The following is a 23,916-nucleotide window of genomic DNA, read 5'->3' on the forward strand; positions in this document are numbered from 1 at the left end:
TATGGGCCGCCCCGCAAAAAAACCGATCGCCATCAGCTTGGGCGAACCTGCGGGCATCGGGCCCGATCTGGTTCTTCTGGCCTGGGCAAATCGCAAGTCTCTCCACCTGCCGCCTTTTTACGTGCGCGGGGATGAGGCTCTTCTCGCCAGCAGGGCGCAAGCGCTCGGTCTGAATATCCGCATGGAAAGCCTGACGCCGGATCAGGCCGGCGCACGGTTTTCAAAATGCCTGCCGGTCGTCCAGACAGGCCCTGCCCTGGTGGACCGGCCCGGCGAGGAACAGAGCGAAACCGCCTCCTCGGTCATCGCTTCCATAGAAGGCTGTGTCGAAGACATCAGCAGCGGACTGGCCTCAGGTCTGGTGACGAACCCGATCAACAAGGCCGCGCTCTACAGAACCGGGTTTTCATATCCCGGGCATACGGAATTTCTGGGTGCGCTTGCCGCCAGACACTGGCCCGATGCTCCGGCGCAGCCGGTCATGATGATTGCCGGTCCGGAATTGATGGTGGTGCCGGTTACAATCCATATTCCGATCAAGGATGTGCCCGCCACGCTGACGGAAGACCTCATCGTCCAGACCGCCGAAATCACCGCGCAGGATCTTCGTACCCGTTTCGGATTCACCAATCCCCGGCTGGCGATCTGCGGCCTCAATCCGCATGCGGGGGAAGACGGCAGTATCGGCACGGAAGACCGCGATGTCATCGCACCGGCCGTGGCGCGGCTCCAGGCGGCAGGCATAGCGGCAACCGGCCCGCATTCCGCCGATACCCTGTTTCATCCACCGGCTCGCAAAGCCTACGACTGCGTGCTTGGCATGTACCATGATCAGGTGCTTATCCCGGCCAAGACAATCGGCTTCGACGAGGGCGTGAATGTCACCCTCGGGCTGCCCTTCGTGCGCACCTCCCCGGATCACGGCACCGCTTACGGGCTGGCGGGCACCGGCACGGCCCGCATCGACAGCTTTTCGGCGGCTGTGCGTCTCGCGGATGCTCTTGCCAATCCCGACCAGGTGTAAATTGGCCCAGATAGACGATCTGCCCCCGTTGCGCGACGTGATCGCGACCCACGGCCTTGATGCGAAGAAATCGCTCGGCCAGAACTTCCTGCTCGATCTGAACCTGACCTCGCGCATCGCCCGCTCGGCGGGAAGCCTGGAGGACTGCACCGTCCTGGAAATCGGACCGGGGCCGGGAGGCCTAACGCGGGCCCTGCTCGCATCCGGCGCCAGGAAAGTCGTGGCGATTGAAAAGGACAGCCGGTGCCTGCCCGCTCTTGCGGAGATTTCGGCGCACTATCCGGGCCGGCTTGAGGTCATCGAAGGCGACGCCCTGAAACTCGATCCCGTTGCCCTCACTGGTGGCGGCAAGGTCCGCATCGCCGCAAACCTGCCCTATAATGTCGGCACGCAGCTGCTTCTCAACTGGATCACCACAGCGGATTGGCCGCCCTTCTGGTCGTCGCTGACCTTGATGTTTCAAAAGGAAGTCGGCGAGCGGATCGTCGCGCCACCGGGCTCAAAGGCTTACGGGCGCCTCGGCGTTCTGGCCGGATGGCGCTGCAAGGGCGGCATCCTGTTCGACATCAGTCCCAAGGCCTTCACCCCGCCGCCAAAGGTCACCTCCGCAGTGGTGCACCTGACGCCCGATACTGCGCCCCTGCCCTGCGAGCTGAGCGCTCTGGAAAGGCTCACCGCCGCCGCGTTCGGCCAGCGCCGAAAGATGCTGCGGTCGAGCCTCAAGGCGCTCTCGCCGGAAGCGGAGGCCCTGATCGTAAAGGCAGGCATCGAGCCGACGGCGCGGGCGGAGGAAATCGACATTGCCGGGTTTGTGAACCTCGCCAATGTCTTCAGGGCAGCCGGAGCGGTTTAAAGCGCGTCTCATTCATTCGGACCCTGCGCATCAAGGTCCGCATGACTTCACTCTTCGCCCAGTTCCTTCTGCAGATCCTCGACCATGCCCTGAATCAGCGGGCCGATTTTCGGGGAGCGGAACTGCTTGAGGCGCTCCGCCCTCAGGATCGAGCGGACATTCTCAAAAGCACGCTCCAGATCGTCATTGACGACCACATAGTCGTACTCACCCCAATGGGACATTTCTTCGACCGCGGTTTTCATGCGCTTGGCGATGACTTCCTCGGTGTCTTCCGCGCGCCGGTGCAGACGGGATTTCATTTCGGCAATCGACGGCGGCAGGATGAAGATCGACACCACGTCGGACCGCATTTTCTCGCAGAGCTGGAACGTACCCTGGATATCGATGTCGAAGAGGATGTCCCGGCCGTTCTCGATGGCGTTTTCCACGGGAGCTCGGGGCGTTGCATAGTAGTTGCCGTGGACTTCCGCCCATTCCAGCAATTCGCCGTGATCGCGCATCTGCTCGAACCGCCCGGCATCCAGAAAATGGTAATGCACACCATCGACTTCGCTGGAGCGGCGTGGCCGGCTTGTGACGGAAATCGACAATTCCAGATTGTCTTCCTTTTCCAGAAGCAGGCGTGCGATGGTGGACTTTCCCGCCCCCGAAGGAGACGACAGAACCAGCATCAGCCCCCTGCGCTGCTGTTCGGCCTGATCCGCGCTGACGGTCGTTCCAGTGCGCGACTCGCTCATATGGTCTACTCCAGGTTCTGTATCTGCTCACGCATTTGATCGATCACCGCCTTCAGGTCCAACCCGATCGCGGTCAATTCGACATCGTTGGATTTGGAACACAAGGTATTGGCCTCGCGGTTGAATTCCTGCGCCAGAAAATCGAGGCGCCGGCCGATCGCTCCACCGGCGTCCATCAGTTCGCGGACGGCGGCGACATGGGCATGCAGCCTGTCGAGCTCTTCGCGGATATCCGCCTTCGTCGCCAGGATCACCGCTTCCTGGTGAAGACGTTGCGGGTCGAGCTGACCGTCCGAGGCGTCCATAAGATCGAGAACCAGCTTCCGCAACCGGGCCTTGATCGCCTCCGTGGTGCGGGCCGGCAGGTTCTCGGCTGCCTGTGTCAGTTCGGCGATGGTGTCGATCTGCTTGCGGACGATACCGCTGATCGCCTGGCCTTCAGTATGGCGCATGTCGACCAGATCGATCAGGGCAGCGTCCAGAGTGGTCAGCAGCGCGTTGTGCAGGGCGGCCTGGGCCTCCGGGTCCTCTTCCGGTTCTTTGAGCTCGAACACGCCTCTCTGTGACAGGATGCCGTCGAGGGAGGGCGGCGCGAGATCCGGTACGCGGTCTTTCAGAAGGTCAATCGTGGAAAGAACCGCTTCAAGCGCTTTTTCATTCACCTGAAGCTGCTGTTCGGACTGGTCGCGCTGCATGGCAAGACCGATGGTGACATTGCCGCGCCTGAGAAGCTTGCCGCAACGTTCGCGGATCTTCGGCTCTAGCGTTTCCAGTCCGGCGGGAATGCGAATGCGCAGGTCGAGGGATTTGCCGTTGACCGATCTGAGTTCCCAGGTCCAGCGAACCGGACCTGTTTCCCCCAGCGCGCGCGCAAATCCCGTCATGCTGGCCAGTGCCATGAGCCCCCCCTTGCGGACATTGTGCGAGCGATCTTCCGCCTTCCCTGTCGAATGTTCGATCAGTTGGACGTCGCCGGCTGTGTTTGCGCGTTCTGTTCAGCCTCACGCAGATCCCGTTCGATCTGCCGCCACTTGCGGACGTTTTCCTGATGCTGCTCATAGGTTTCGGCGAAAACATGCCCGCCGGTGCCGTCCGCGACGAAATACAGATCCTTGGTGCGTGACGGATTGGCCACGGCTTCCATGGCCGCGCGGCCGGGGTTGCCGATCGGTCCGGGCGGCAGCCCGTCGATCTGGTAGGTGTTGTATTTGTTGTCCGCCTTCAATTCCGACTGCTTGATCGCGGAGCGGTCCTTGAGCCAGGCTTCGCTGCCATAAAGACCGTAGAGGATCGTCGGATCCGACTGCAGGCGCATGTTTCTGTTCAGACGGTTGACAAAAACACCGGCGACGCGTGGCCGCTCGTCGGCCAGAGCGGTTTCCTTTTCAACGATCGACGCCAGGATCACCAGTTCTTCCGGCGAGGTCACCGGCAGATCCTCGGAGCGGCGCTCCCAGATTTCCGCCAACAGCTTTTCCTGGGCCGCCTTCATCTGTTCCAGAACTTCCTGACGTGTCGTTCCGCGCGCGAATGTGTAGGTCTCCGGCAACAGGTCGCCTTCGCGGGGGATCTCCGTAATTTCTCCCGACAGAACCGGATGCGCGCGGACCCGCTCTATGATCTGCGCCGTGGTCCAGCCTTCCGGGACGGTGACGGAGTGAGTGACGGCATTGCCTTCCACCAGATCGGTCATGATCTCCTGCATCGAAACGCCGGGCGCGAAGGCGTATTCCCCGGCCTTCAGCTTCGTAGCGTTCTTGTAGAAGCGGATGCCGAGATTGAAGATCCATTCATCGATCAGACTGTCCTCGATCACCCCCTGGCTGGACAGCCGGTCGGTGATGCCGGAAAGACCGGCTCCGGAGGAAATCACCACCGTGGCGTCCTCCTGAAGCGGACCGGCTTCCTCGAACTTCTCCTTGCCGAAATAAAGCACGCCGCCAAGCGTGGCGAGCCCGATCACGGCAAGCGAGATGATCATGTTGACCAGAATGACGAGCGGATTGCGGACGTGACGGGAGCGTTGCGGCGGTCCCGGAGCCGGTTCCGGCTGCAAGGCTTCACGCGGGCTTTTCGGCTTAATGCGCATATCTGGTCGCACCTCCAAAACTGAGCCCCCAGATCCCTGATTCAGGCTCTACACCAAACCTTCTTTCACATGGGCCCATATGAAAGCGGAACAGTCGATCGAATTTAAATCGTTAGAGCATCTTGCCCGCACTTTGGCGATCAAAGAATGCCCTTACTGACCAATGGTCACGATCAACGACTCGGCCCGCACCATGAGAATAGATGCGGGCCGAGAGAATTTGAACGGGTTATGCGGCAACTTTACGGAAGACAAGCGAGGCATTTGTGCCGCCGAAGCCGAAAGAATTCGACAAGGCGACATTGATGTCCATCTTTTTGGGCTTGTGCGGCACCAGATCGATTTCGGTCTCGACCGATGGATTGTCGAGATTGATGGTCGGCGGCGCCATGCCGTCGCGGATAGCCAGAACCGAGAAAATTGCTTCAACGGCCCCTGCCGCACCCAGCAGATGGCCGATGGAGGATTTAGTCGACGACATGGTGAGGCCGGAGGCATGTTCGCCCGCAAGCCGGGTCACGGCGCCCAGTTCGATCTCGTCGCCCAACGGCGTCGATGTTCCGTGCGCATTGACATAGTCGATGTCGGCCGGGGTGACTTCCGCGCGCTTCAGGGCCGCTTCCATGCAACGGTAGGCGCCGTCGCCATCGGAGGACGGAGCGGTGATGTGATAAGCATCGCCGGAGAGACCATAGCCAATGACCTCGGCGTAGATGGTCGCGCCGCGGCGCACGGCATGTTCATATTCTTCCAGAACCACAACGCCGGCGCCCTCGCCCATCACGAAGCCGTCGCGGGCCTTGTCATAGGGCCGGGATCCCTTTTCCGGGCTGTCGTTGAAACCGGTGGACAGGGCCCTGCACGCGGCAAATCCGGCGAGAGCCAGACGGCAGACGGGCGATTCGGTTCCACCGGCCACCATGACATCCGCGTCGCCGAAGGCGATCAGGCGGGAGGCATCGCCGATGGCGTGGGCCCCGGTCGAACACGCGGTCACAACGGCGTGGTTCGGTCCCTTGAGGCTGTGGCGGATGGAAACATAGCCGCCAGCCAGATTGATGAGACGTCCGGGAATGAAAAACGGGCTGAGGCGACGCGGGCCTTTTTCGGCCAGCATGTTGGCACCTTGCTCAATGCCCTGCAGTCCGCCGATGCCCGAACCGATCAGGACGCCGGAACGCACCTGCTGCTCGTAGGTTTCTGCCTTGTAGCCGGAATCAGCTATTGCCTGATCGGCTGCAGCCATGGCGTAGATGATGAAGTCATCGACCTTGCGCTGCTCCTTGACTTCCATCCAGTCATCCGGATTGAAAGCCCCTTCTGCAGAGGGATCGCGCGGAATCTGGCAGGCGATCTGACAGGCCAAATCGTCGACTTCGAAATTGGTGACCTTGTTTGCCCCGCTTTTGCCTTCGAGGATCTTTTTCCAAGTGACATCAACACCACTACCAAGCGGCGTCACCATGCCCACCCCAGTTACGACAACTCGCCTCATAAACCTGCACTTGCGTTGGAAAGGACTGGCGGGGACCTGCCCCGCCGGCACCAGATTCAGTTCAAAATCAGGAAGGGCAGCGCCCTTACTTGTTGGCTTCCAGGAACTTGACGGCGTCGCCAACAGTCAGGATGGTTTCTGCTGCGGTGTCCGGGATTTCCACGCCGAATTCTTCTTCAAACGCCATGACCAGTTCAACGGTGTCAAGGCTGTCTGCGCCCAGGTCATCGATAAAGCTTGCGCCTTCCACGACCTTTTCCGCATCCACACCGAGGTGTTCAACGACGATTTTCTTTACCCGATCCGCGATATCGCTCATCTTTTACTTCCTTAGTTTTCGTCTGTTCATCTTTGGCGAAGCTTGCCCTGACCGGTTTCCAGGAAAACGGTGGCAGGCGATCGCTGTCTTCAAGATGTCTGCGCGCAGGCAGGACGGATTCCGAACACGGAATATCGAACGTGACTGCGCAATTCGTAACAATCGGCGGGTTGGTAACATACTTTGTTGCCCTTTACCAGCCGGTCCAGACCGCACGGGAGCTGCCCGGATTCTTTTTGCCTGCTCGGCGAAACTTCCTTTTAAATCATGGCCATGCCGCCATTGACGTGTAGCGTCTGCCCGGTCATGTAGGCCGCTTCGTCACTGGCAAGATAGAGTGCGGCCGAAGCAATCTCCTCCGAAGTGCCCAGACGACCCGCCGGGACGCTCGCCAAAATCGATTCTTTTTGCTTGTCGTTCAGTGCATCGGTCATCGCCGTTTCGATGAAACCCGGTGCAATCGTGTTGACCGTTATGTTGCGGCTGGCGACTTCCCGCGCAAGGGACTTGTACATGCCGATCATTCCGGCCTTCGCCGCCGCGTAGTTGGCCTGCCCCGGATTTCCGGTCACGCCGACAACGGATGTGACGCCGATGATGCGGCCGGACCGGCGCTTCATCATGCCCTTGATCGCTGCCCGGCACAGATGAAAACCGGAGGTCAGATTGACCTCCAGAACCTGATCCCACTCTTCATCCTTCATACGCATGAAAATGTTGTCGCGGGTAATGCCGGCGTTGTTGACCAGGATGTCCACGGAGCCCATTTTCTCCTCGGCTGCTGCAAGAAGTCCTCCGACAGCCTCCCGGTCCGACAGATTAGCAGGTGTGACAAAGGCGCGTTCGCCCAGATCCGATGCCAGCGCTTCCAGCTTCTCGGCGCGGGTGCCGGACAGTGAAACGCTCGCGCCCTGCGCATGGAGCACACGGGCGATGGCTTCGCCGATGCCGCCGGTTGCGCCGGTAACGAGAGCTTTTTTCCCTTCCAAGCTGAACATGTGGGGGTCCTTCCCTGATCGTGAATGCGCCCCGCAGCGGGACATTAACTCTGATGGCCTGTTATTAAGGCGTCAGCCGGAAGTCTTTTCCAGCAAGGCATCGATGTCTTCAGGTGTGTTGACGGCGAGGCCGGTGGCTTCCTTGTGGATGCGTTTTACCATGCCGGTCAGTACCTTGCCGGTTCCAATTTCGACAAATGTGTCGACACCGTTTTCTGCAAGCCAGGTGATGCTTTCCCGCCAGCGCACGGTGCCGGTCACCTGCTCCACGAGCCGGCCACGGATTTCGTCAGGCGCGGTGATCGGCCCGGCGACGACATTTGCCACCAGCGGCACGACCGGCGAGCGCACTTCCGCGCTGGCGAGCGCTTCGGCCATCTTGTCGGCTGCCGGCGCCATCAGCGCGCAGTGGAACGGAGCGCTGACCGGCAGCAGCAGGGCGCGGCGGGCGCCCTTGGCCTTGGCAATCTCTATGGCACGCTCGACGGCGGCCACATGTCCGGAGACGACAACCTGACCGGGCGCATTGTCGTTTGCCGCCTGGCAGACCTCGCCTTGGGCAGCGGCCGCGGCGACTTCGACGACCACGTCGAAATCCAGCCCGAGAAGCGCAGCCATTGCCCCCTGGCCGACGGGCACCGCGTTCTGCATGGCATCACCGCGCACACGCAGCAGGCGTGCTGCGGTTGCCACATCCAGGCTTCCTGCGGCCGCCAGCGCGGAATACTCACCGAGCGAATGGCCGGCCACATAGGTGGCGCCGGTGGCCAGATCGAAGCCTCTGGATTCCAGAACGCGCATGGTGGCTAGACTGACAGCCATGAGAGCCGGCTGTGCATTCGCCGTAAGCGTCAGCGCGTCTTCCGGTCCGTCCCACATGACCTGGGAGAGCTTCTGCCCCAGGGCCTCGTCCACCTCGTCGAAGACGGCTTTGGCTTCCGGATATGTATCGGCAAGGACCTTGCCCATTCCGACACTCTGGCTGCCCTGTCCGGGAAAGGTGAATGCAATGGTCATCTGGAATACGCCTCCGTGACACGTGTGAGAGCCCTGCCATCCAGCAAGAGATCTTCGGCTTTGATTGAAAAGCGATGCAGCGGCCCGCCCGGGGCCACATGCCAAACTTGGCGCGAGGCTATGATACGCTCTTGACCAAACTGTCAAGGCCCAGCCCTCAATCAATTCCTATTTCGCGTCCTGTTTACGCGTTTTCAACTCCGCCCGCACCCGAAAATCCGATTCTCCGGTTTCTTTCTCTACAGGGTGTTCCCGGCAGGGACGGATTGATAAAAGCCTGTTGCAAGGTGCCGTTCGAAGAACAAAAACGCTGCTTCCGCCAACTGCGAAGTAACAAGCAAGGGATGGAGTGCCGTTTCCCTCATCTTTTGGTGGATTGAGCTTGCAATTTTCCCGAAAGCGAGTATAGAGCGCGCTTCATCCGGGGTATGGCCGGGGGCTGAACGGAAGGGCATTTTGCCAGGATCCCTGAAAAAGATCCGACTTCCCGTGTTCCCGCTCTCGTTAGAATTCTCGTGCCTTTCCGAAGCTGCGAGGAGGCTCTGCGCCAGCCCTGCGTTGTCAACACGAAGAAAGGCTTGTTTCATGCCTCTTTATGAGCACGTTTTCCTGGCGCGCCAGGATGTTTCGGCCCAGCAGGTCGAACAACTCGTCGAACAGTACAAGGGCCTCATTGAAGGCGCCGGCGGTACTGTTGGTAAAGTGGAGACCTGGGGTCTGCGATCCCTCGCCTACCGCATCAAGAAGAACCGCAAGGCTCACTACACGCTGATGAACCTCGACGCTCCGCATGCAGCGGTTGCCGAGATGGAACGCCAGATGGGCCTGAGCGAAGACGTCCTGCGCTTCATGACGTTCCGCGTCGATGAGCTGGACGAAGAACCGTCCGCAATGATGCAAAAGCGTGACCGTGACGACCGCCGTGGTGGCGGTGGACGCGGTGACGGACCTCGCGGTGACCGTGGTGATCGCGGCGACCGGGGCGACCGCCCGGGTGGCAGCCGTCCTCCGCGCCGTGCAGAAGGGGAGTAATTGATCATGGTTGATGTTGCACAGCTTCCGAGCCGCCGTCCGTTCTTCCGTCGCCGGAAGACCTGCCCGTTCTCCGGTTCCAACGCACCGAAGATCGACTACAAGGACATCCGTCTGCTTCAGCGCTACATTTCCGAGCGCGGCAAGATCGTTCCGAGCCGGATTACCGCGGTTTCCGCCAGAAAGCAGCGTGAGCTGGCCCGTGCGATCAAGCGCGCCCGCCTTCTCGGCCTGCTGCCGTTCCTGATCAGCTAAGCCTCTCCTTATCTATGGAGACGCCTTCTCCCGGGTCCGCCCGGGAGACCCGAATTGGGGCCGCGGGCAAATGGCCTCTAACCACCGCAAACGGTGGGACAGTAGGAGCAATATAATGCAAGTTATCCTTCTTGAGCGTATCGCCAGGCTCGGCCAGATGGGCGACACCGTACGCGTCCGCGACGGTTATGCCCGTAACTTCCTTCTGCCGCAGGGCAAGGCGCTGCGCGCCAACAAGGCCAACCTGGAACGTTTCCAGAATGAGCGTGCCCAGCTTGAAGCCCGTAACCTCGAGCGCAAGAGCGAAGCAGAAAGCGTTTCCGCCAAGCTCGACGGCGAAATCCTGGTCATGATCCGCTCTGCCGGTGAAACCGGTCAGCTCTACGGTTCAGTGTCCACCCGCGACATTTCGGATGGCCTCACCGAAGCCGGCTTCACCGTTACCCGCAGCCAGGTTGAACTGCGCACCCCGATCAAGACGATCGGTCTGCACAGCGTTCTGATCCGGCTTCACCCGGAAGTCGAAGTCTCCGTTACGGTCAACGTTGCCCGTTCCTCCGACGAAGCGGTCCGTCAGGCCGCCGGTGAAGACCTCACCACTCCGGAAATGGACGTCTTCGAATTTGAAGAAGAAGACGAAAGCGAAGAAGACGCTGACGGCGAAGGCGGCGAAGAAGCTGCCGAGGCCAGCGAAGAAGCGGCCGAAGAAAAGCCGGAATAATCCCTTCGGGACCCTTATCCGTCTAAAATCAAACGGCGCTGCCTGCAGCGCCGTTTTTTTGTTTTGCCGGCGATTTTTCTGCCCACTCGCGGAACCGGGCTCATGCCCCGATTTCAGTCTCCCCCGCAAGGCACTGAAACCTTTAACAAATCCTTAACCGCCTATTTATCATTCTAAATTAATACGTAATTTCAATAACTAAGCACTAGGGCCTTGAGTCCACTACAGGCTTTCGAGTCAAGCGGGATTCGATTCTATCCCCGCTGATCTGCCGGAGACGGTGGGAATCAAAAACAGCTTTTTTTGCCGCTTGAGCCTGTTCCCGTCTGAGGGTATTCCCAGTGCAGTTGGGCCACCGGGGGACGAAATGAACGGCAAACTGCAGAAGGTTGAAACTGAGGAAGACATCCAGCGCCTCGCGCCGCATAACGCGGAAGCGGAACGGCAGCTTCTGGGTGCGATTCTGGTGAACAACGAGACGTTCTACCGGGTGTCAGACTTTCTCGAGCCGGTCCATTTTTTCGTCCCTCCCCACAAGGATGTTTTCGAGAAGATCTCCCACCTCATCCGGGCCGGCAAGACCGCGTCTCCGGTCACGCTGAAGACATTCTATCCGGCGTCAGCGAAAATCGCCGACCTGACCGCGACCCAGTTCCTGCTGCGTCTCGCCGGCGATGCTGCCTCGATCATCAATGCCGAGGATTACGGCCGCACGATCTACGATCTTGCCATCCGCCGGAACCTGATCCGCATCGGCGAGGACATGGTCAACATCGCCTATGACGCGCCGATCGACGTGCCGCCGACCCAGCAGATCGACGACGCTGAACGCAGGCTTTTCGAACTGGCCGAAACTGGCCGCACCGAAGGCGGATTCGTCACCTTCAGCGACGCTCTGTCGGAAACCATCGAGATGGCGCATGCCGCCTATAACCGCGAAGGCGCCCTGTCTGGCATTTCCACAGGATTGCGCGAACTCGACCGGCTGATGGGCGGGCTGCAGTCCTCCGACCTTATCGTTCTCGCAGGCCGCCCCGCCATGGGCAAAACCTCGCTTGCAACCAACATCGCCTATAATATCGCCCAGTCCTACAAGGCGGAAGAACGGCCCGACGGCAACCTTGAGACTGTCAATGGCGGCGTGGTCGGCTTTTTCTCGCTGGAAATGTCGGCCGAACAGCTCGCCACTCGTATCATTTCCGAACAGGCGGAAATTTCGTCTTCGAAGATCCGGCGCGGCGATATCACCGAAGCCGAATTCGAAAAACTTGCGGCCTGCGCCCAGACCATGCAAACGGTGCCACTGCATGTGGACCAGACCGGTGGCATCTCGATTGCCGCCCTGGTGTCGAAGGCCCGGCGGCTGAAGCGCCAGCGCGGGCTCGACCTGCTGGTGGTCGACTATATTCAGCTGCTCTCGGGATCCGCCAAGAATTCCGGCAATCGGGTTCAGGAAATCACGGAAATCACGACCAACCTGAAGGCGCTGGCGAAGGAGCTGCAAGTTCCGATCATCGCCCTTTCCCAGCTCTCGCGTCAGGTGGAATCCCGAGACGACAAGCGGCCGATGATGTCGGATCTGCGTGAATCCGGCTCCATTGAGCAGGACGCGGACGTGATTCTGTTCGTTTATCGCGAGGAATATTATCTTTCCAAGACGGAGCCGGAAATCGGTTCGCCGGAATACGCGGCCTGGGAAGCCAAGCACGAAGCCGCCAAGGGCAAGGCGGAAGTGATCATCGCCAAGCAGCGTCACGGCCCGACAGGCACCGCCTACCTCCACTTCGAGGGCCAGTACACCCGCTTCTCCGACCTTGCAGAGGACGATCACCTGCCGGAGCGTTACGAATAGCCTGCTGCTGACAGAAATCGTATCGCCGCCGCGATACCTCAAACAATCAGGCCGCGCGCGTAATTGCCGCGGCCCGCGTTTTTTGAAGATTGGCGGACACGGCAGTCTATGGGTTAAAGTCGGCACCGATTCCAATGCTGTCTTGCGTGACTGGAGCACCACCCGGACCGTGACTTCCCCAATGCCCTCCCCTTTTCCCTCCGATTTATATGGCGGTCGCCTGACCATCGATCTGGCGGCCATCGCCGCGAACTGGACCGCGTTGAACGGCAAGCTGGGCGGTAAAGCCGAATGCGCCGCGGCCATCAAGGCGGATGCCTACGGGGTCGGCCAGGAACAAGCCGGACAGGCGCTTTCCGGCGCCGGGTGCAGAACCTTCTTCGTTGCGGTCCCGGCCGAGGCTTTCGCCTTGCGGACGTCCTTGCCCGATGCCGTCATCTATGTTCTCGACGGTCTGTTTCCCGGATCGGCGGAGCATTTCATCCAGCATGATATCCGTCCCGTTCTGGGTTCGCTTTGCGAGCTTCGCGAATGGGCCGGGATCTGCAAAAGCGCGGGAAAAAATCTGGACGCCGCAGTCCATGTCGATACGGGCATTCACCGGCTCGGCCTGTCACCGGCCGAGTTTTCCGCCGCCATGAGCGATGCGGATCTGCTCGGACCGTTTGTTCCCTCTTTTGTGATGAGCCATCTGGCCTGCGGATCGACGCCTGCACATCCGATGAACCGCCGGCAGCTCGACCTCTTCCGGGAGGTAACCGCTCCCTTTCCCCATATCCCGAGATCCCTGGCGAACTCCGCCGGTATCCTGATGGGACCGGAGTATCATTTTGACCTGGTCCGACCGGGCATCGCGCTTTACGGCGGCAAGGCAATCGACAGTGAACCCAATGCCATGAAGCCGGTGGCCAGGGTCGAGGCGCGCATCATGCTGGTGCGCGACGTCCCCGAGGGTGACACTATCGGCTACGGAGCCCGCCAGACGGCCACACGCCCCCTCAGGAACGCCGTGGTTGCCGCCGGATATGCGGACGGCCTGCTGCGCCGTGCAAGCTCGTCGGATGAACGTCCCGGCGGCTTCGCCATGATCGGCGGATACAGGGCGCCTGTCCTCGGGTGCATTTCCATGGACATGATCACGCTCGATGTCACCGATGTTCCCGAAGAGTTGCTCAAGAGGGGCGCCCTTGTGGAAATGCTGGGGCCGAGTGTTGCGGCTTCCGACCTTGCGGCTTATGCGGAAACCATCGATTACGAATACCTGACAAGTCTCGGGCGGCGCTTCGAACGCGTCTACGCCCCTCTCATTTGATCGGAGCAGCGTTTCATGGCCCGGCGGCCCTCGTCCTATGTTTGTCAGACCTGCGGGGCGGTTACCGCCAAATGGGCCGGACGCTGCGAATCCTGCGGCGAATGGAACAGTATTGTCGAAGAGCAGACCGGCGGCGGGATCGGCGGCGGACCCGGACGGGCCTCGCGCAGCAAGGGACGGGTGATACCGCTGGTGGGACTGACCGGCGATGCAAAGGAAGCTGCGCGCATCAGGACCGAGGTGGCCGAGCTTGACCGGGTAACCGGCGGCGGGTTCGTTCGCGGATCGGCCCTGCTCGTCGGCGGCGATCCGGGCATTGGCAAATCCACGCTGCTGATCCAGGCTGCCGCCCAGTTGGCGAGGCTCGGGCACAAGACTGTGTATATCTCCGGCGAAGAAGCGATCGGTCAGGTGCGGCTGCGGGCTGAAAGGCTCGGCCTTTCGGAAGCTCCAGTCGCGCTGGCGGCGGAAACCAGCGTCGAAGACATCCTGGCAACGCTCGAGTCGGACACGGCACCTGCCCTGCTGATCCTGGATTCCGTCCAGACGCTCTGGACCGACAAGGTCGAATCGCCGCCCGGCACCGTCACCCAGGTCCGTGCCTCCGCGCAGGCTATGGTGCGCTACGCAAAGAAGAACGGTACCACCATGGTGCTTGTCGGGCATGTGACCAAGGACGGCCAGATCGCGGGACCGCGGGTGGTCGAGCATATGGTCGATGCCGTGCTTTATTTCGAAGGCGACGGAGCCCATCAGTACCGCATCCTGCGCTCGGTCAAGAACCGCTTCGGCGCGACGGATGAAATAGGCGTCTTCGAGATGACGGGCAAGGGTCTCGTGGAGGTTCCGAACCCGTCGGCCCTGTTTCTGGGCGACCGGAACTCCAGCGCCCCGGGCGCTGCCGTTTTTGCCGGCCTGGAAGGCTCGCGCCCGCTGCTGATCGAGATCCAGGCACTGGTCGCGCAATCCTCTCTCGGCACGCCGCGACGTGCCGTGATCGGCTGGGACAGCGCGCGCCTGTCGATGATCCTGGCGGTGCTGGAAGCGCGGTGCGGCGTCCGCTTTTCCCAGCATGATGTCTACCTGAATGTCGCCGGCGGGCTCAAGATCAACGAGCCGGGCGCCGACCTTGCCGTGGCAGCCGCCCTGATCTCTTCACTCAGCGGACTTGCCCTTCCGGCCAATTGCGTCTATTTCGGCGAAGTCAGCCTGTCCGGGGCCATCCGGCCGGTGGCCCAGGCTCAATCCAGGCTGAAGGAAGCGGAGAAACTCGGCTTCGATCAGGCCTATTGCCCGGAGGGCAACCTGAAGGACAGCGCGGGAGCGTCCTTCAAGACGACCGGACTGGCGGAACTTGGGGACTTTGTCGCCAAAATCTCGGCTGAGGCTGGTGCCTTGAAGGAAAGTTGACGCATGATGGAAACGGGTTCCAACTAAAGGTTGCCGCTCGCTATCGAGCGCCAGAAGAGGATTTTTCAGGACCATGCCGATAACGCTGCTGGACGGACTTCTCTTGGTCATCATGTTCATTTCGGCGGTCCTCGCGATGATCCGCGGATTTGTCCGGGAAGTGCTCTCCATCGTTTCCTGGGTTGCGGCGGCGGCAGCGGCCTTTCTGCTCTATGAGCGCGTGCTTCCCTACGCCAAGCAATATATAGCCCATGACCTGGTCGCCATCGGCGTCTCCGCAGCTGCCGTCTTTCTTGTTACGCTCATTGTCGTCAGCTACATCACCATGCGGATTTCCGACTTCGTGCTGGACAGCCGCATCGGTGCGCTGGACCGGACACTGGGCTTCGTGTTCGGCGCCGTGCGCGGACTGCTTCTCGTTGTGGTGGCGATGATGTTCTTCAACTGGTTCGTCCAACCCGACCAGCAACCGGGCTGGGTGGTGAATGCCAAATCGCGGCCGATCCTGCTGTCCATCGGCGAGCGTCTGGTGGCCGTGCTGCCGGAAGATCCGGAAAAGGCGATCCTCGACAAGATCCGCGACAACAACCTGACCGGCGGCGATGCATCCACGCCTGCAGAGGAGCCGAACTACAGCGACTCCGAACGCCAGGGCCTTGAACAACTTACGACGGACAGCAATTGACGCGGACAGGCAACGTGTCCTGGAATGCAAAAATTGATCCGGAGTATCCTGCGATCCGTGGAACACAGGCTACTTCGGCACTTTGAAATCGATCAACTCTCAGAGCTCCAGTCGATTCCGATTGGACGCCGGTTGATCCAGGCAGGCTTTTTGATGCCGGCCGGAACGAAGGAGTGTTCGCCATGAACGGCGAAGCCGACTTGCATGAAGCGTTTGACATCAATGACGACACGCTGCGCGAAGAGTGCGGTGTGTTCGGCATTCTGGGTCACGAGGATGCCAGCGCCCTGACGGCCCTTGGCCTGCACGCCCTTCAGCACAGGGGCCAGGAAGCAGCTGGAATTGTCACCTACGACAATGAGCAGTTCCGGGCGGAACGGCATCTCGGGCTTGTCGGCGACCATTTCTCCGACGCGGAGACGATGGGGCGCCTGACCGGCATGGCCGCCATCGGACACGTGCGCTATTCCACGACCGGCGAGACGATCCTGCGCAACGTCCAGCCGCTGTTCGCCGAACTTGACGGCGGCGGCATCGCGGTGTGCCACAACGGCAACTTTACCAACGCCCTCACCCTGCGCCGCCAGTTGATCCGCGACGGAGCGATCTGCCAGTCGACGTCGGATTCCGAAGTGGTTCTCCAGCTCGTCGCCCGCTCCCGCAAGGACAAGATCGTCGATCGCTTCATCGAGGCGATCACCCAGATGGAAGGCGCCTATTCCCTGGTGGCGCTGACAGCCAAGAAGCTGATCGGCGCCCGCGACCCGCTCGGTATCCGTCCGCTGGTTCTGGGAGATCTCAACGGTGCGCCTATACTGGCCTCCGAAACTTGCGCGCTCGATATCATCGGCGCGAAGTTCATTCGCGAAGTGGAAAACGGCGAGGTCATCGTATGCACGCCGACCGGGATTGAATCCTTTTTCCCGTTCGGCAAGCAGACCGCCCGGCCGTGTATCTTCGAATACATCTATTTCTCGCGGCCCGACTCCATCGTCGGCGGCCGCAGCGTCTATGACGTGCGCCGGGAAATGGGCAGGCAGCTTGCCCGGGAAACCCGGGTCGAGGCGGATGTCATCGTTCCGGTGCCCGACAGCGGCGTCCCGGCCGCCATCGGGTTCAGCCAGGAAAGCGGCGTGCCGTTCGAACTCGGCATTATCCGCAACCACTATGTCGGCCGCACCTTCATCGAGCCGACGCAGCAGATCCGCGCGCTTGGCGTGAAGATGAAACACTCGGCCAACCGGTCGCAGATCGAAGGCAAGCGCGTCGTGCTCGTCGACGACAGTCTGGTGCGCGGCACCACGTCCGTCAAAATCGTTCAGATGATCCGCGATGCCGGAGCCCGCGAGGTCCATTTCCGGCTGGCCAGCCCGCCGATCAAGTTTTCCGACTATTACGGCATCGACACCCCGGTGCGCGAAAAGCTTCTGGCGGCCAAATACGGCCTTGAGGAAATGCGCGCCTATATCGGTGCCGACAGTCTGGCGTTCCTGTCCGTGGACGGCATTTACAAGGCCATGGGCTACGAGGGGCGCGACAACGCCAATCCGCAGTTCACCGATCACTGCTTCACCGGGGACTACCCAACGCCGCTGACAGACCTTTCAGGGGAACAGGACTTCATCAGACCGCCCCGCCTTGTGGAAGTCGGCTAGCGCATCCGGCATACGGTTGAACGCGGAATGCTCCAACACCTTCAGATCGATCAAGACATTCAATGGAAAAAGACTTTGAAGGCCGGATAGCTCTGGTGACCGGCGCCTCCCGCGGTATTGGCTATCAGCTTGCCAAACAGCTTGGTGCGCGCGGAGCCCATGTCATTGCCATCGCGCGCACGGTCGGTGGTCTGGAAGATCTGGACGACGAAATCAAAGCCGCCGGGGGCCAGACGACGCTGGTGCCGGTCGACCTGACCGATTTCGATGCGCTGGACCGGCTTGGCGCTGCGATTTTCGAGCGCTGGAAAAAGCTCGACATCCTCGTCGGCAATGCGGGCATGCTGGGCGTCCTGTCGCCCCTCGGCCATATCGGGCCGAAGGACTTCGAAAAGGTCATGGCGGTGAATGTGACCGCGAACTGGCGGCTGATCCGATCGCTGGACCCGCTGCTGCGTCAGTCGGATGCCGGACGGGCGCTGTTCCTGACCTCCGTACAGGCACAGACCTGCACGGCATTCTGGGGCCTGCAGTCCACCAGCAAGGCAGCAGTCGAGGCGATGGCCAGGACCTGGGCGAACGAAAGCCGGCAAACCGCCATGAAGATCAATCTGGTCGACCCCGGCCCGACCCGCACCGGTCTGCGCGCCAAGGCCATGCCGGGTGAGATCCCCGAGAACCTGCCGACCCCGGAAGTCGTCGCGCAAGATCTGCTGAAGCTTTTGAAACCGGATGTTCTGGAAACGGGCCTGCTCTTCGACCGGGTCAGCCGTGAGTGGGTTCAACGCTGAGGTCCTCCTCCCCTTCTCCGGTTTTTCGAAGTCGCTCGTGAGGGGCAGTTCTGAATTCGGAACGTTCGCAAATGCACAGCGACACCAGGGCAATCGCCTGGGACTTTGACGGGGTGCTCAACCGCAACATCGTCAACGGCCGGTTTGTGTGGGCCGACACTCTTGAAGCCGATCTGGGCATTCCGCTCGAGGTTTTCGAGAAAGGCGTTTTCGACGCACAGTTCGTACACATGATCTCCGGCAAGCGGGATCTGAAAACCCATGTGCAGGACTGGCTTGACCATAGCGGTCACGCTGTCGACGCGTCCACGCTTCTGGACTACTGGTTCGCCAAGGACGACCTGAAAGATCCCTACACAGTGGAGCTGCTCGGCCAACTGGCCGAACGCAACATTCTCCAGGTGATTGCGACGAACAACGAGACCCGGCGCTCCGCCTATATCGAGGAGAACGCGGGGTTCGGAAAGCTGGTCAGCCGCGTGTTCTCGTCGGGCCGCATCGGTCATGCCAAGCCCGACGCGGTTTTTTTCCGGCACGTCGCCGAAGCGATAGGCCTGGCTCCCCGCGAGATTCTTCTGATCGACGACAGTGCCGCGAATATCAGATCAGCCGCTGCGCTCGGCTGGCAGGTTTTTCATTTCACCGAAGACACCCGCTCGGAGCTTGCGTCCTTTCTCGGTCTTTGAAAGCATGCTTCCCGGCATTCAGGGAAAGGAGCTTTCCATGCAGCTCGGTGCGTTTTCAATCAGTCTTGCGGTCAAGGATCTTCAAAAATCAAAGGCCTTTTACGAAGGTCTCGGTTTTGCAGATATCGGAATTTCCAACGCGGATAACTGGACCGTCCTCAAGAACGGCGACACGATTATCGGGCTGTTTCAGGGCATGTTCGAGAACAACATCCTGACCTTCAATCCCGGATGGGATCAGGACGGCCAGCCCCTGAAGGATTTTCAGGACGTGCGGGACATCCAGAAAGACCTGAAAGCCAAAGGCTACAGCTTCGTCTCGGAGGCGGACGAGTCGGGCAGCGGCCGCGCCAGTTTCATGCTGATCGACCCGGACGGAAACCCGGTCCTGGTCGATCAGCACGTGTGAACCTGCAAAAAAGCGGTTTTTCCGGTCAGGCCGCTTCGAGTGGGGAGAAGGAACTTTCGGCGATTTCCTTCAGGTCGCTGAAGACGCCGGGAGCGCCGACGACCACGCGGGCACCGTGAGTGAGGGAATGGTTGATATCCTGTTCCATCACTTCGCCGCCGGCTTCCCGGGTGATCAGCATGCCGGCAAGGCAGTCCCATGCGTTCATGTGGGATTCCACATAGCCGATGAGACGGCCGGAAGCGGCGTAGGCGAGCATCAGGCCGCCGGAGGCATTGCGGAAGAAGACGCCGCCCTTGGAAACGAGCGCTCCGACGACATTCACAGCGTCGGTGACCGCCGTGCGGCCGTTGAAGCCGACGCCGACGGAACCGTGGGAAAGGCTCTTGCTGTCGGACGCCTTGATGGGCTTGCCGTTGAGAAAGGCCCCGTGACCTGCCGCCGCCTTGAAGGTTTCGTTGGAGACCGGATCATGGATGACACCGACGATCACCTGGCCCTGGTGGACGCAGGCGATGATCACGCACCACTGCGGGATGCCGGCGACAAAATTCGCCGTACCGTCGATGGGGTCCGTCACCCAGGTAAAACCCGAGGTGCCCTCTTCCATGCCGTGTTCCTCGCCCAGAATGGCGTCTTGCGGATAAGCCTTGGCGATCTCGCCGCGAATGAGCGTTTCCACATTGCGGTCGGCTTCGGAGACGAGGTCCTGGTGGCCCTTCTGCGTCACCGTCAAGGTGTCCAGCTTGCGGAAATATTCCACTCCGAGTTCACCTGCCTTACGGGCCAGGGTTTCGGCGAAATCAAGCCGTTCTTGTGACATCAAAAGAGTTCCTTCAAAGAGTTTTGGCGGAGGAAAAGCTGTTCAGGGAAAATCGAACAGCTTTCGCGTGAATGATTGAAACGAGGTGGACCCGGCTACTGGATTTTCCGCTTTTTCTTGGTCGCGTAAGGGTTTTCGCCCTTGCGGTAGGACAGGCGGATAGGTGTGCCGTGAATGTTGAAGGTGGCTCTCAACGTGTTCACCAGATAGCGGGTGTAGCTCTCCGGCAGCTGTTCCGGCCGGGAGCAGAACACCACGAAATGCGGCGGACGGGTTTTCGCCTGGGTCATGTAGCGCAGGCGCACGCGGCGACCGGCGACGGCCGGCGGCGGATGGTTGACCGTCACCCGCTCCAGCCAGCGGTTCAGCTTGGAGGTGGAAACACGCGAGTTCCAGGCCTCGTATGCGGTGAAGACGCTTTCCACCAGCTTGTCGATGCCCTGGCCCTGAAGACCGGACAGGGTTGCGATCTGTACGCCGCGGATCTGGTTGAAATAGCGCTCGTTGGCGTCGCGGATCTTCTTCCAGGCCGCTTCCCGGTCCTCGACCAGATCCCATTTGTTGATCGCGATCACCAGGGCCCGGCCCTCGCGCGCGACAAGATCGATGATCTGAAGGTCCTGCTTTTCGAAGGACATGGTGGCGTCGAGCGTCACCACCACCACTTCGGCGAACTTGATCGCTCGAAGCGCGTCCGCGACGGAGAGTTTCTCCAGCTTTTCCTGTACGCGCGCCTTGCGGCGGATGCCTGCAGTATCGAAAAGCTTTATGTGCCGTTCTCGCCAGATCCACTCGACGGAAATGGAATCGCGCGTGATGCCCGCTTCGGGGCCTGTCAGCATGCGATCCTCACCGAGCATCTTGTTGATGAGCGTCGATTTACCGGCATTCGGCCGGCCGACAATCGCCACGCGCAACGGGCGGTCATGGGTTCCGACAGGATCTTCCTCGCCGACAATCTCGCCGTCCTCGTCGACCGCGACATTGGTGACGGCTTCTTCGCGGCGGGCTTCTTCTTCGTCGTCAATCCGGTCGACATGCGGTTTCAGCGCATCGTAGAGATCGGCAAGGCCCTCGCCGTGTTCGGCGGAAATGGCGATCGGTTCACCGAGGCCGAGCGAATAGGATTCGTATAAGCCGCCCTCGCCTGCCCGGCCTTCCGCCTTGTTGGCAAGCAGGATCACCGGGCGCGTCGTCTTGCGCGCGACATCGGCAAAATGGGCATCGAGCGGCGTGACGCCGGCACGTGCATCGATGACGAAGAGAACGGCATCGGCGGTTTCGATGGCTTCTTCCGTCTGGCGCCGCATGCGTCCTGCCAGCGTGCTCATGTCCGCGTCTTCGAGACCGGCGGTGTCGATGATGGTGAAGCGCAGATCGCCCAGACGGGCGTCGCCCGGACGCCTGTCTCGGGTCACGCCCGGTGTGTCGTCAACGAGGGCCAGGCGCTTGCCGACCAGTCGATTGAACAACGTGGACTTGCCGACATTCGGCCGTCCGATAATGGCGACTGTAGCGCCCACAGCAATTACTCCTGATGGCGGACCTCCTGAACGGGCCCGGCCTATGATCAGTCCGCTTTCCTGCGGGACCGCAGAAAAGCAGAAGAACTGATCGATTTTAAAGTGTCAAAGCATCTCGTCCGCGCTGATGCGGACGCAAGTGCTCCAAAAACTAATTGAACGCGGCGACACCGTCATTGCCGGTCAGCACGACAACACGGCCACCCGCCGCGATCGGCGTCACGTAGACATCCGTGTTGGTGCGCTGGGTCAACATGACCTTGCCGGAAGCGGCATCCACGAGAGCAATCTGCCCGTCGCTGGAGAACGCCACAAGTGTTCCATTGGCCAGAATGGGACCTGCCCAGTTGCGCCGGCTTTTCTTCTTTTCCGGGCGCGGCAGAGCGGTTGCCCAGAGGGTTTCCCCGGACTTCAGGCTGACTGCCACCATCCGGTCATCGAGATCCACCATGAACAGCGCGCTTCCGGAAACGACCGGCGTATGAACACTGCCCAGATCCTGTTCCCACTTGCGCTGTCCGCTGCGAACGTCGACGGCGACGGTACGACCGGCAACACCGGTCGCATAGACCGTGTTCCCGGAGACGACCGGACTTGCCGACACATCCGCCAGACCCGAGAGGGCCAGTGTACGGAATCCGCGCGAGACCCCGTCGACCCATTCCGGTTCGCCGGACTTGATGTTGATCGCCATGATTTCACCGGAGGAGAACGGCACGATCACCCGGTTGCCGGAAATGGCGGGATTGGCGGCGGACAGAAGCCCCGCGGTTTCCTCGATGCCGGCATATGTCCAGGCAATGCTGCCATCTGACTGGGAGAGTGCGTAAACCTCGTTGGATTGCGAGACCACGAACACATGGCCGGCACCGGCCACAGGCGCGCCGCGCGCCGGCGTATCCAGATCGACCTTCCATATCACACGGCCTGACCCGGCTTCGAGCGCTGCGAGCTGCCTGTAGCTGGTCGCCGCATAGACCACGCCGCCCTCGACGGTCACGCCGCCCCCAGGTCCGATGTCACGTTCGCCTTCCGGACGCAGGTTCTGCGTCCACTGGCGTGCGCCACCTGTCGACAGGGCAACAACTTCGCCGTTCGGCTTGTAGATGTAGATCCGGCTGCCATCGCTGACCGGACGGGCCGAAATTCGCAGCGCCGAGGAGGTGATACCGCCTCCCGAGGAACCAACCTGAGAGCGCCAGGACCTGTTGCCGGAAACCGAAATGGCCACATTGCCCGGATCGTTGGTCAATCCGCCGCCGGCGGTTGTCCAGCTTTGTCCGCCGGTGGCGGGGCCGACCGATGCGGACTGGCCAAGCGCCTGCGCGACGGGATCCGCGCCGTCGAAAACCGGTGCGCGTTCGCCCGGCAGAATCTTTTCGCGGCCAAAGGGGTTCACACTATCGGCAAACTCGCCGACCGAGCCGCATCCGGTCAGGGCCAGAGACAAAGCCAGTACACCGAACAAACCACGCCGGCTGGAAGAAACGGTCGCAAAAATCACCTAGTTGTTTCCTTCACTGTCCGCCTTCACGTCGCCGTTCTCGGCGCGGATGACATCGGCCAGAAGCGCCACGCGGCGGTTCAGATCAGCGGGCGTTTCCGGATCTTCTTCAAGCGCGGTTATCCATTCGCGAGCGGTTTCGATATCACCGTTCTTCCAGGCACTTAGAGCAAGCAGTTCACGCGCCGCAGCCCGAAACGGTCCGGTATCGCCCGTCAGTCTTTCCACCCGGTCGGCCACACTGGCGTAATCCTGTGTATCCACCACGAGATAGCCCGCGCGCAGGGCCGCCACGTCCTTGAGGGCATCCGAAAGGCTGCTTTCATTGGACAGGGCGTCGAATTCGGCAAGTGCCTCGTCCGTCTGCCCGGCATTTGCCAGATCCGTCGCCCGGCGGAACTTCGCCAAGGCAGGATAACCGCCAATGGCCGAGTCGAGCTCGCCGTAAAGTGCGGCCGCACCCTCGAAATCTCCAGCCTCGGACATCTGAACGGCTTCAAAGAATTTGTCGCCGGCCGTCTGCGACTGATTTTCCTGCCAGTAGAGCCAACCGCGATAACCACCCGTGCCGACCACAATCAGGACCGCAACACCGATCAACCAGAAGCCGAACCGGTCCCAAAGTCGACGGTACTTCTCCTGGCGGATGTCTTCATCGACTTCACGAAATATATCGGACATGCGTGTCTTTTTCCTGCATTCACTCTGTCTGTCCGGCAAGCT

The 23,916-nt window shown here is 60.9% G+C and carries 24 protein-coding genes; 13 read left to right on the forward strand and 11 right to left on the reverse strand.

Features of this window, described 5'->3' with window-relative positions; translation table 11 throughout:
- Position 1: 1 nt before the first annotated feature.
- Both pdxA and rsmA read left to right on the forward strand, forming a co-directional pair.
- Positions 2 to 1,024, forward strand: a complete 1,023-nt coding sequence (pdxA, locus tag Q1B40_RS12230) for a 4-hydroxythreonine-4-phosphate dehydrogenase PdxA (protein ID WP_299814488.1) — start codon at positions 2 to 4, stop codon at positions 1,022 to 1,024.
- 1 nt (position 1,025) lies between these two features.
- On the forward strand, positions 1,026 to 1,877 hold the full coding sequence (rsmA, locus tag Q1B40_RS12235) for a 16S rRNA (adenine(1518)-N(6)/adenine(1519)-N(6))-dimethyltransferase RsmA (protein WP_299814491.1): 852 nt from the start codon (positions 1,026 to 1,028) through the stop codon (positions 1,875 to 1,877).
- Between the two features lie 47 nt (positions 1,878 to 1,924).
- Here the strand turns inward: rsmA and gmk are convergent, their stop codons facing one another.
- The 7 genes from gmk to fabD form a co-directional block, all read right to left on the reverse strand.
- Entirely contained in the window at positions 1,925 to 2,617 is a 693-nt protein-coding gene (gene gmk / locus Q1B40_RS12240; RefSeq protein WP_299814494.1) for a guanylate kinase, read from the reverse strand.
- Between the two features lie 5 nt (positions 2,618 to 2,622).
- The gene (locus Q1B40_RS12245; RefSeq protein ID WP_299814497.1) at positions 2,623 to 3,516 is read right to left on the reverse strand and encodes a YicC/YloC family endoribonuclease; all 894 of its coding nucleotides are present in this window, start codon (positions 3,514 to 3,516) and stop codon (positions 2,623 to 2,625) included.
- A 59-nt stretch (positions 3,517 to 3,575) separates the two neighbouring features.
- Positions 3,576 to 4,706, reverse strand: a complete 1,131-nt coding sequence (gene mltG / locus Q1B40_RS12250) for an endolytic transglycosylase MltG (RefSeq protein ID WP_299814500.1) — start codon at positions 4,704 to 4,706, stop codon at positions 3,576 to 3,578.
- A 229-nt stretch (positions 4,707 to 4,935) separates the two neighbouring features.
- The gene (gene fabF / locus Q1B40_RS12255; protein ID WP_299814508.1) at positions 4,936 to 6,201 is read right to left on the reverse strand and encodes a beta-ketoacyl-ACP synthase II; all 1,266 of its coding nucleotides are present in this window, start codon (positions 6,199 to 6,201) and stop codon (positions 4,936 to 4,938) included.
- Between the two features lie 85 nt (positions 6,202 to 6,286).
- Complete coding sequence (locus Q1B40_RS12260) at positions 6,287 to 6,520, reverse strand: acyl carrier protein (protein ID WP_008194310.1); 234 nt, start codon at positions 6,518 to 6,520, stop codon at positions 6,287 to 6,289.
- Positions 6,521 to 6,780: 260 nt separating this feature from the next.
- Positions 6,781 to 7,518, reverse strand: a complete 738-nt coding sequence (fabG, locus tag Q1B40_RS12265) for a 3-oxoacyl-[acyl-carrier-protein] reductase (protein WP_299814512.1) — start codon at positions 7,516 to 7,518, stop codon at positions 6,781 to 6,783.
- A gap of 72 nt (positions 7,519 to 7,590) precedes the next feature.
- On the reverse strand, positions 7,591 to 8,535 hold the full coding sequence (gene fabD, locus Q1B40_RS12270; protein ID WP_299814515.1) for an ACP S-malonyltransferase: 945 nt from the start codon (positions 8,533 to 8,535) through the stop codon (positions 7,591 to 7,593).
- 585 nt (positions 8,536 to 9,120) lie between these two features.
- Here fabD and rpsF point away from each other — a divergent pair.
- The 11 genes from rpsF to Q1B40_RS12325 all read left to right on the forward strand — a co-directional run bounded on the left by rpsF (position 9,121) and on the right by Q1B40_RS12325 (position 19,343).
- Complete coding sequence (rpsF, locus tag Q1B40_RS12275) at positions 9,121 to 9,567, forward strand: 30S ribosomal protein S6 (RefSeq protein WP_299814518.1); 447 nt, start codon at positions 9,121 to 9,123, stop codon at positions 9,565 to 9,567.
- Between the two features lie 6 nt (positions 9,568 to 9,573).
- Positions 9,574 to 9,822 (forward strand): 30S ribosomal protein S18, encoded by a 249-nt coding sequence (gene rpsR / locus Q1B40_RS12280; protein ID WP_068410465.1) that lies wholly within the window; start codon positions 9,574 to 9,576, stop codon positions 9,820 to 9,822.
- Positions 9,823 to 9,937: 115 nt separating this feature from the next.
- On the forward strand, positions 9,938 to 10,543 hold the full coding sequence (gene rplI, locus Q1B40_RS12285) for a 50S ribosomal protein L9 (protein ID WP_299814524.1): 606 nt from the start codon (positions 9,938 to 9,940) through the stop codon (positions 10,541 to 10,543).
- Between the two features lie 367 nt (positions 10,544 to 10,910).
- Positions 10,911 to 12,395: a replicative DNA helicase gene (locus Q1B40_RS12290; protein WP_299814527.1), complete on the forward strand. Its 1,485-nt coding sequence runs from the start codon at positions 10,911 to 10,913 to the stop codon at positions 12,393 to 12,395.
- A 181-nt stretch (positions 12,396 to 12,576) separates the two neighbouring features.
- Positions 12,577 to 13,707, forward strand: a complete 1,131-nt coding sequence (gene alr / locus Q1B40_RS12295) for an alanine racemase (protein ID WP_299814530.1) — start codon at positions 12,577 to 12,579, stop codon at positions 13,705 to 13,707.
- Between the two features lie 15 nt (positions 13,708 to 13,722).
- Positions 13,723 to 15,117: a DNA repair protein RadA gene (radA, locus tag Q1B40_RS12300; RefSeq protein WP_068410479.1), complete on the forward strand. Its 1,395-nt coding sequence runs from the start codon at positions 13,723 to 13,725 to the stop codon at positions 15,115 to 15,117.
- Positions 15,118 to 15,190: 73 nt separating this feature from the next.
- Positions 15,191 to 15,802, forward strand: a complete 612-nt coding sequence (locus Q1B40_RS12305; RefSeq protein WP_299814535.1) for a CvpA family protein — start codon at positions 15,191 to 15,193, stop codon at positions 15,800 to 15,802.
- A 182-nt stretch (positions 15,803 to 15,984) separates the two neighbouring features.
- Positions 15,985 to 17,457, forward strand: a complete 1,473-nt coding sequence (gene purF, locus Q1B40_RS12310; RefSeq protein WP_299814537.1) for an amidophosphoribosyltransferase — start codon at positions 15,985 to 15,987, stop codon at positions 17,455 to 17,457.
- Positions 17,458 to 17,519: 62 nt separating this feature from the next.
- Positions 17,520 to 18,248, forward strand: coding sequence for an SDR family NAD(P)-dependent oxidoreductase (locus Q1B40_RS12315; protein WP_299814540.1), 729 nt, complete (start codon positions 17,520 to 17,522; stop codon positions 18,246 to 18,248).
- A 71-nt stretch (positions 18,249 to 18,319) separates the two neighbouring features.
- Positions 18,320 to 18,934, forward strand: coding sequence for an HAD-IA family hydrolase (locus Q1B40_RS12320; RefSeq protein ID WP_299814543.1), 615 nt, complete (start codon positions 18,320 to 18,322; stop codon positions 18,932 to 18,934).
- Positions 18,935 to 18,971: 37 nt separating this feature from the next.
- Positions 18,972 to 19,343: a VOC family protein gene (locus Q1B40_RS12325; RefSeq protein ID WP_299814546.1), complete on the forward strand. Its 372-nt coding sequence runs from the start codon at positions 18,972 to 18,974 to the stop codon at positions 19,341 to 19,343.
- A gap of 25 nt (positions 19,344 to 19,368) precedes the next feature.
- Here Q1B40_RS12325 and Q1B40_RS12330 read toward each other — a convergent pair whose 3' ends face one another.
- From Q1B40_RS12330 to Q1B40_RS12345, 4 genes are all read right to left on the reverse strand, one after another.
- Positions 19,369 to 20,166, reverse strand: a complete 798-nt coding sequence (locus Q1B40_RS12330) for an inositol monophosphatase family protein (protein ID WP_299814549.1) — start codon at positions 20,164 to 20,166, stop codon at positions 19,369 to 19,371.
- A 95-nt stretch (positions 20,167 to 20,261) separates the two neighbouring features.
- The gene (gene der, locus Q1B40_RS12335; RefSeq protein ID WP_299814552.1) at positions 20,262 to 21,689 is read right to left on the reverse strand and encodes a ribosome biogenesis GTPase Der; all 1,428 of its coding nucleotides are present in this window, start codon (positions 21,687 to 21,689) and stop codon (positions 20,262 to 20,264) included.
- Positions 21,690 to 21,840: 151 nt separating this feature from the next.
- Complete coding sequence (locus Q1B40_RS12340; RefSeq protein WP_299814556.1) at positions 21,841 to 23,193, reverse strand: PQQ-binding-like beta-propeller repeat protein; 1,353 nt, start codon at positions 23,191 to 23,193, stop codon at positions 21,841 to 21,843.
- Entirely contained in the window at positions 23,194 to 23,874 is a 681-nt protein-coding gene (locus Q1B40_RS12345; RefSeq protein WP_299814559.1) for a tetratricopeptide repeat protein, read from the reverse strand.
- Positions 23,875 to 23,916 lie beyond the last annotated feature (42 nt).

The sequence above is a fragment of the uncultured Roseibium sp. genome, from assembly GCF_947496995.1.
GTDB lineage: Bacteria > Pseudomonadota > Alphaproteobacteria > Rhizobiales > Stappiaceae > Roseibium.